At 72.1% G+C, this 7,599-nt stretch carries 8 protein-coding genes and 1 riboswitch; of the genes, 4 read left to right on the top strand and 4 right to left on the bottom strand.

From position 1 onward, the window contains the following. Window positions 1–250 precede the first annotated feature (250 nt). Window positions 251–907 (bottom strand): thiamine phosphate synthase, encoded by a 657-nt coding sequence (gene thiE / locus VGD70_RS32525; RefSeq protein WP_331088191.1) that lies wholly within the window; start codon window positions 905–907, stop codon window positions 251–253. 31 nt (window positions 908–938) lie between these two features. Beyond that, window positions 939–1,048, top strand: a riboswitch (TPP riboswitch). Here thiE and thiO point away from each other — a divergent pair. The 4 genes from thiO (at window position 1,044) to VGD70_RS32505 (ending at window position 4,119) form a co-directional block, all read left to right on the top strand. After that, window positions 1,044–2,135, top strand: coding sequence for a glycine oxidase ThiO (gene thiO / locus VGD70_RS32520; protein WP_331088189.1), 1,092 nt, complete (start codon window positions 1,044–1,046; stop codon window positions 2,133–2,135). It overlaps the preceding riboswitch by 5 nt. A gap of 4 nt (window positions 2,136–2,139) precedes the next feature. Continuing rightward, the gene (gene thiS, locus VGD70_RS32515) at window positions 2,140–2,340 is read left to right on the top strand and encodes a sulfur carrier protein ThiS (protein ID WP_331088188.1); all 201 of its coding nucleotides are present in this window, start codon (window positions 2,140–2,142) and stop codon (window positions 2,338–2,340) included. 1 nt (window position 2,341) lies between these two features. Then, complete coding sequence (locus VGD70_RS32510) at window positions 2,342–3,097, top strand: thiazole synthase (RefSeq protein WP_331088186.1); 756 nt, start codon at window positions 2,342–2,344, stop codon at window positions 3,095–3,097. Beyond that, a complete protein-coding gene (locus VGD70_RS32505; RefSeq protein WP_331088184.1) occupies window positions 3,094–4,119 on the top strand; it encodes a serine hydrolase domain-containing protein in 1,026 nt (341 codons plus the stop codon). Before VGD70_RS32510 ends, VGD70_RS32505 begins: the two co-directional genes overlap by 4 nt. Window positions 4,120–4,263: 144 nt before the next feature. Here the strand turns inward: VGD70_RS32505 and VGD70_RS32500 are convergent, their stop codons facing one another. The 3 genes from VGD70_RS32500 to thiC form a co-directional block, all read right to left on the bottom strand. After that, window positions 4,264–5,067, bottom strand: a complete 804-nt coding sequence (locus VGD70_RS32500) for an ion transporter (protein ID WP_331088193.1) — start codon at window positions 5,065–5,067, stop codon at window positions 4,264–4,266. A 66-nt stretch (window positions 5,068–5,133) separates the two neighbouring features. Further along, window positions 5,134–6,003: a bifunctional hydroxymethylpyrimidine kinase/phosphomethylpyrimidine kinase gene (thiD, locus tag VGD70_RS32495; RefSeq protein WP_331088182.1), complete on the bottom strand. Its 870-nt coding sequence runs from the start codon at window positions 6,001–6,003 to the stop codon at window positions 5,134–5,136. Beyond that, window positions 6,004–7,599, bottom strand: a 1,596-nt coding sequence (gene thiC / locus VGD70_RS32490; protein ID WP_331088180.1) for a phosphomethylpyrimidine synthase ThiC, incomplete at its 5' end; no start/stop codon positions are given.

Below are 7,599 nucleotides of genomic sequence, written 5' to 3'. Positions count from 1 at the left end.
CCGCCCCGATCCACCCGAACGTGCGCTTGCCCCACCACGACCCCACGCGTACTCGCGCGCACGTGCAGAACGCCAGAAACGTAAAGCCCCCACCCACTCCGGGGGCACCCCTCAGCGCCAGTCTATCGGTGGGTACCGACGAAACAGGGGTCGCAAGATCGACTTGTGGACAAGTCGGCGGGTTGTGGACAACTCGGCGGCGGGAGAGCGCCGGAGCAGCCGGGAGCGGCCGGCGGGGTCAGCGGAGGGCTCAGTGGAGGGCGGTTGCCAAGCGTGCGGCGGCGGTCTGGGGGTCCGCCGCCTCTGTGATGGCTCGGACCACCACCACCCGGGACGCGCCCGCCTCCAGTACCTCCGGCAAGCGGGCCTCGTCGATGCCGCCGATCGCGAACCAGGGGCGGGTCGTGCCCGAGGCGGCGGTCTTCCGGACCAGGTCGAGGCCCGGCGCGGAGCGGCCCGGCTTCGTCGGGGTCGGCCAGCACGGGCCCGTGCAGAAGTAGTCCACGCCCGGCTCGTCGGCTGCCGTGGCGGCTTGGTCGAGGTCGTGGGTCGAGCGGCCGATCACCACCTCGTCGCCGAGCACGCGGCGGGCCCACGAGACCGGCAGGTCGTCCTGGCCGAGGTGCAGGATGTCGGCCCCGGCGGCGAGCGCCACGTCGGCGCGGTCGTTCACCGACAGCAGGGCGCCGTGCCGCGCGCACGCCTCCGCGATGACCGTCAGGGCGCGCAGCTCGAACGCCGCCTCCAGGGGCACGCCGGCGCGCTTGTCCCGCAGCTGCACGATGTCGACCCCGCCCGCGAGCGCGGCCTCCACGAACTCCGCCAGGTCCGGCCGATCCCCGGTGCACAGGTACAACCGCGCGTCCGCCAACCGCCGCCGGATCGCTTCTCCGTCAAGTCCAGGCACCCGCCCACGCTATCCGGTGCGCTACGGTGGAGGTGGTCCGCACGGGAGTCCGGAGGTACCGGGCTGAGAGGGGATCCGCCGATCCCGACCGTCGAACCTGATCCGGATCATGCCGGCGCAGGGAGCGTGATGTGCCTTGAGCTACAGCGGAACCGTCGTCGTGGGTGGCGGCGTCATCGGGCTGTCCATCGCGTGGCGGCTGGCGGCCGACACGCCGGTGACCCTCCTCGACCCGGCGCCCGCGCGCGGCGCGTCCTGGGTCGCCGGAGGCATGCTCGCCCCGGTCACCGAGTCCTGGCCCGGCGAGGAGGACCTGCTCGAGCTGGGCTGCGCCTCCCTCGACCGCTGGCCGGACTACGCCGCCGACCTCGGCGTCGAGCTACGGACCGACGGCACGGTCGTCGCCGCGCTGGATGCCGCCGACGCCGCCCAGCTCGACATCCTCGCCGACCACCTCGCCTCGCTCGGGCGCGCGGTGGACCGGCTGGCCGGGCGGGACCTGCGGCAGCGGGAGCCGGCCATCGGCCCGAGTGTCCGAAGTGGACTCTTCGTGCCCGGCGACCTGGCCGTCGATAACCGGGAGTTGTTACGCCACCTCATGGACGCCGCCGCGCGGGCCGGGGTGACGTTCGACCGCCGGCGGGCCACACTGGTCCACCCGGGTGAGGTCGAGCTGGCGGACGGCAGCGGGATCCGGTCCGGCACAACGGTCATCGCGGCCGGCGCGTGGAGCGGTGGGCTACACCCGGCGCTGGACCGGTTGGTACGCCCCGTGAAGGGCGAGATCCTGCGCCTGCGTGCCCGCCCCGGCGTGCTGGCGCCGCGGCACACCGTCCGCGCGCTCGTCGAGTCGCGGCCGGTCTACCTCGTGCCCCGCGCGGGCGACGAGCTCGTCCTCGGCGCCACCCAGTACGAGGCCGGCTTCGACACCGAGGTCACCGTCGGCGGCGTGCGGGACCTGCTCGCCGACGCCGAGCGCGTCGTGCCCGGCATCGCCGAGTACGGCCTCACCGAGACCGCGGCCGGACTGCGGGCCGGCAGCCGGGACAACCTCCCGCTGCTGGGCATGCTCGAGCCCGGCGTGCTCGTCGCCGCCGGTCATCACCGCAACGGCCTGCTGCTCGCCCCGATCACCGCGGACGCGGTGCGCGCCATGGTCGCCGGCGAGGACCCGCCGGCCGAGGTCCTGGCCGCAGACCCCGCCCGCCACGTCCCGACGAGAAGGTGACCAGATGAACGTCCGAGTCAACGGCGCCGAGCACGACCTCCCCGAGGGCGCCACGGTCGCCGACCTGCTCACCGCGCTCGGCCTGCCGGCCGCGGGGATCGCGGTCGCGGTCGACGGCGAGGTCTGCACCCGCGCTTGGCACGCCCGCACGGTGCTGCCGGCCGGCGCCGACGTCGAGATCCTGACCGCCGTCCAGGGAGGCTGACGTGGACGACCCACTGATCATCGCCGACCGCGAGTACTCCTCGCGCCTGATCACCGGCACCGGCGGCGCCACCAGCCTCGCCGTGCTCGAACGGGCGCTGGTCGCGTCCGGCACCGAGCTGACCACCGTGTCGATCCGGCGCGTCGACGCCGACGGCGGCACCGGTGTGCTGGAGCTGTTGCGGCGCCTGGGCATCGACCCGCTGCCCAACACGGCGGGCTGCCGGACCGCGGCCGAGGCGGTCCTCACCGCACGGCTCGCGCGGGAGGCGCTGGGCACCGACTGGGTCAAGCTCGAGGTCGTCGCCGACGACCGGACGCTGCTGCCGGACCCGGTGGAGCTGCTCGACGCGGCCACCACCTTGGTCGGCGACGGCTTCACGGTCCTGCCCTACACCAACGACGACCCGGTGCTCGCGCTGCGCCTGGAGGAGGCCGGCTGCGCCGCGGTGATGCCGCTCGGCTCGCCCATCGGCACCGGTCTCGGCATCCGCAACCCGCACAACATCGAGCTGATCGTGGCCCGCGCGGGTGTGCCGGTGATCCTCGACGCGGGCATCGGCACGGCGTCGGACGCGGCGCTGGCGATGGAGCTCGGCTGCGCGGCGGTGCTGCTGGCGACGTCGGTGACGCGGGCGAAGGACCCGGAGAAGATGGCCGCCGCCATGCGCCACGCGGTCAACGGCGGGCGGCTGGCGAGGGCCGCGGGCCGGGTGCCGCAGCGGTTCTGGGCCCAGGCTTCGAGCCCGCCGAGGTGATCGCCGAGCTGGACGCGCTCCTTCGGGTCCGCGGCGGGGCAGCCCAGCTCCACGTCCTCCGCGACGGGGTGCCCGTGGTCGACCGGTCGTTCGGCTGCGCGCCGGACGACCTGTTCTGGACGTTCTCGGCGAGCAAGCCCTACGTCGCGGTCCTGGTGCACCAGCTCGCCGAACGCGGCGTGCTCGACCTCGACGATCCCGTCGCCGCGCACTGGCCGGAGTTCGCCGGGCGGGGCAAGGCCGCGGTCACCGTCCGCCAGGTGCTGCGGCACCGCTCCGGCCTCGCCACCGCGGGCAGCACGCTGGGCGACATCCGCGCGATGACCGACTGGGCCCGGTCCGTCCACCGGCTCGAGCACGCCCCGCTGCGGTGGACCCCCGGGACCGTGCCGGCCTACCAGTTCCTGGGCTTCGGCTTCATCCTGGGCGAGCTGGCCCGGCGCGTCACCGGCACCCCGGTGCGGCAGCTGATGAGCGAGCTCGTGCTGGACCCGCTGGGCGTCCGCGACACCCACCTCGGCCTGCGGGACGAGCTGTGGCCGCGGCACGTGCCGCTGCGGGCCGCCGGTCCGGCCGGTGCGTTGGTCAACGCCGTGGTCAACCGCCCGCGGACCCGCGCGGCGATCATCCCGTCCGCCGGGATCTCGACGACCGCCCGAGACCTGGCGTCCTTCTACGACGCCCTGCTGCGTGGCGACCTCCTCAGCCCGACGACGTTGGCGCCACTCCTGGAACCGACCAGCGACGGGGTGATCGACAGCTACGCGCGCCAGCCCATCCGCTGGAGCGAGGGCTTCCAGCTCGGTGGCCCGGGGCACCTCCCCGGCGCCATCAGCCCCATGGGCCGGCGCAGCAACCCGCGCGCGTTCGGCCACAACGGCAGCAACAGCTGCCTCGCCTGGGCCGACCCCGACCGCCGGCTCGCCTTCGCCTACCTGACCAACAGGATCACCCGCAGGCGGGCCGACATCGCCCACCACGCCGCCGTGGCCGACCTCGTCCTCACCGCCTTCGGCAACTAGTCCGCCTCCCCGGGATTAACAGTGTGCGTTGGGTCCCGGCGAATAGTGCGGGTATCGAGGTGGGTGGTGGCTGGGTGCCGTCACGGTCCCCCGAGGTTCCGGTGGTCGGCGCGGGACTTCACCCGATGATCTACGAGACAGGCCTTAGCCGGAGTCCGGCTTTCGGCGCAGGGCGGCGACCTCGGCACGGAGGGCGCGCAGCTCCTCGAGGAGCGTCGCGTCCGAGGCGGCCTGGGTGGCGGCGTTGCGTTCCTCGGCCTCCGCCAGATCGTCGGTGACCTGGTCCTCCATGCCGCTCACCACGACGGCGATGAACAGGTTCAGTACCGCGAAGCTCGACACGAGGATGTAGACGACGAAGAAGATCCACGCGAGCGGCGCCTGGACCATCACGTCCCGGGCGATGTCCGGCCACGCCTCGCCGGTCATCACCTGGAACAGGGTGAACAACGTGGTGCCGAGGTCGCCGAAGAACTCGGGCGAGATGTGCGCGAACAGCTTGGTGGCCATCACCGCGGCGACGTAGATGATCAGCCCGAGCAGAGCGCCGATCGACGCCATCCCGGGCACCGCCGCGAGCAGGCCCGACACCACCCGGCGCATCGCCGGCACCGCCGAGACCAGCCGCAGCACCCGCAGGATCCGCAACGCGCGCAGCACCGAGAACGGCCCGGTCGCCGGCAGCAGCGAGATGCCGACGATGAGGAAGTCGAACACGCTCCACGAGTCGGTGAAGAACCGCCAGCCGTAGGCGTAGAGCCGGCAGGCCAGCTCCGTCACGAAGACGTAGAGCATGACCCGGTCGGCGACGTGCAGCAGGCCGCCGAAGTTCGCCGTCACGTGGGTCGAGGTCTCGAGGCCGAGCGTGATCGCGTTCGCCACGATCACCCAGATGATGAACTGCTGGAAGCGCTTGTGCTCGACCAGAGCACGCACGCGGGTCCGCACCACCGGCCCCCTCCCCGACTAGCCACCTCCGACGTCAGGACAGCGTAAACGCCACGAGGTCGGTGCTCAGGACTTTCGGCCGAAGGTGGGCCAGCTCTCGTCCTCCCCGCCGAGGTCCATCGGCGCCAGCCGCCAGAACGGCGAGACCGGGCCGACCCCGCCGCCCAGCGGGTAGGCGTGCTGGACCGAGCGGGTGACGAACGCCTTGCCGAACCGCACCGCGGCCGGTACGTCCAGGCCACGCGCCAGCGCCGTGGTGATCGACGAGGCCATCGTGTCGCCGCCGCCGTGGGTGTGCTTGGTGTCCACCCGCGCGGCCGGCAGCTCCAGGAACGTCGAGCCGTCGTAGAGCAGGTCGACGCACTCCGGGTCGTCGTGCAGGTGCCCGCCCTTGACCAGTGCCCACTGTGGACCGAGCGCGTGCAGCGCCCGGGCCGCCTCGCGGGCGCCGGCCCGGTCGGTGACCGTGATGCCGGTGAACAGCCGGACCTCGTCGAGGTTCGGTGTGACCAGCGTGGCGCGCGGGAACAGCTCGGTGCGCAGTGCGGCCATCGCGTCGTCGCGCAGCAGCTGGTCGCCGTGCATGGACGCGGCTACCGGGTCCACCACGAAGGGGATCCGGCCGTCGCGTCCGATGTGGACGTTGTCGCACGCCTTGGCCACCGCGGCGATGATCTCCGCGGTGGCCAGCATGCCGGTCTTCGCCGCCTGCACGCCGATGTCGTCGGCGACCGCCTCGATCTGGGCGGCCACGACCTCGGGCGGGATCGTGGTGACCCCGCGGACGCCCAGCGAGTTCTGCACGGTGACCGCGGTGACCGCGGTCATCCCGTGCGCCCCGCAGGCGAAGAACGTGCGCAGGTCGGCCTGGATGCCCGCACCACCGCCGGAGTCGGACCCGGCGATGGTGAGCACCCGTGGCGGCGTGGCGGTCATCTACTCGTCGGCCGCCTTCTCGACGATCGGCAGGTAGACCTGGTCGCCGTGCTCGTGGAACCGCTCGGACATCTCCTCCAGCCCGGCCTCGATCGCGGCCACGGTGGACAGCCCGTGCTCCTCGGCGTACTTGCGCACGTCCTGGGTGATCCGCATCGAGCAGAACTTCGGCCCGCACATCGAGCAGAAGTGCGCGGTCTTCGCCGGTTCCGCGGGCAGCGTCTCGTCGTGGTACGAGCGCGCGGTGTCCGGGTCGAGCGAGAGGTTGAACTGGTCGGTCCAGCGGAACTCGAAGCGGGCCTTGGACAACGCGTCGTCCCACTCCTGCGCGTGCGGGTGGCCCTTGGCGAGGTCGGCGGAGTGCGCGGCGATCTTGTAGGTGATCACCCCGGTCTTCACGTCGTCCCGGTTGGGCAGCCCGAGGTGCTCCTTCGGCGTGACGTAGCAGAGCATCGCGGTGCCGGCCCAGCCGATCTGCGCCGCGCCGATGGCCGAGGTGATGTGGTCGTAGGCCGGTGCGATGTCCGTCGCAAGTGGACCGAGCGTGTAGAACGGCGCCTCGCCGCAGAGCTCCTCCTCCAGGCGGACGTTCTCGGCGATCTTGTGCATCGGCACGTGGCCGGGGCCCTCGATCATCACCTGCACGTCGTGCTCGCGGGCGATATGGGTGAGCTCGCCCAGCGTGCGCAGCTCGGCGAACTGCGCCTCGTCGTTGGCGTCGGCGATGCAGCCCGGCCGCAGCCCGTCGCCGAGGGAGAACGTCACGTCGTACTCGCGCAGGATCTCGCACAGCTCGACGAAGTTGGTGTACAGGAACGACTCCCGGTGGTGCGCGAGGCACCAGGCGGCCATGATCGAGCCGCCGCGGGACACGATTCCCGTGATGCGCCTGGCCGTCAGCGGCACGTAGCGCAGCAGCACGCCCGCGTGCACGGTCATGTAGTCCACGCCCTGCTCGCACTGCTCGATGACGGTGTCCCGGTAGATCTCCCAGGTGAGGCTGGCGGGGTCGCCGTTGACCTTCTCCAGCGCCTGGTAGATCGGGACGGTGCCGATCGGGACGGGGGAGTTGCGCAGGATCCACTCGCGGGTGGAGTGGATGCGCTTGCCGGTCGAGAGGTCCATGACCGTGTCGGCGCCCCAGCGGGTGGCCCACACGAGCTTGTCGACCTCGTCCTCGATCGACGAGGTCACGGCGGAGTTGCCGATGTTCGCGTTGATCTTGACGAGGAACTTCTTGCCGATGATCATCGGCTCGGCTTCGGGGTGCTTGCGGTTGAGCGGGATGACCGCCCGCCCGATCGCCACCTCGGACCGGACGAACTCGGGGTCCATGTTCTCGCGGACCGCGATGTACCTCATCTCCGGCGTGATGATCCCGGCCTTGGCGTAAGCCAGCTGGGTCACGGCGCCGTTCACCGGTTCACGTGCGGCGATCCACTCCGCACGGAGCTGGGGAAGTCCACTTTGGACGTCGATGGTCGCGTTGGAGTCGGTATACGGACCAGAAGTGTCGTACAGGTCGACGTGCTCGCCGTTCGTCAGTTCCACCCTGCGAAACGGAACCCGCACGCCGTCGCCCGCATCGCGGTAGAC

Origin of the sequence: Actinophytocola sp. (genome assembly GCF_036402745.1) — a bacterium.
GTDB lineage: Bacteria > Actinomycetota > Actinomycetes > Mycobacteriales > Pseudonocardiaceae > Actinophytocola.
Note: the sequence above shows the minus strand (reverse complement) of the source record. Positions and strands in the feature narration are given on the sequence as shown.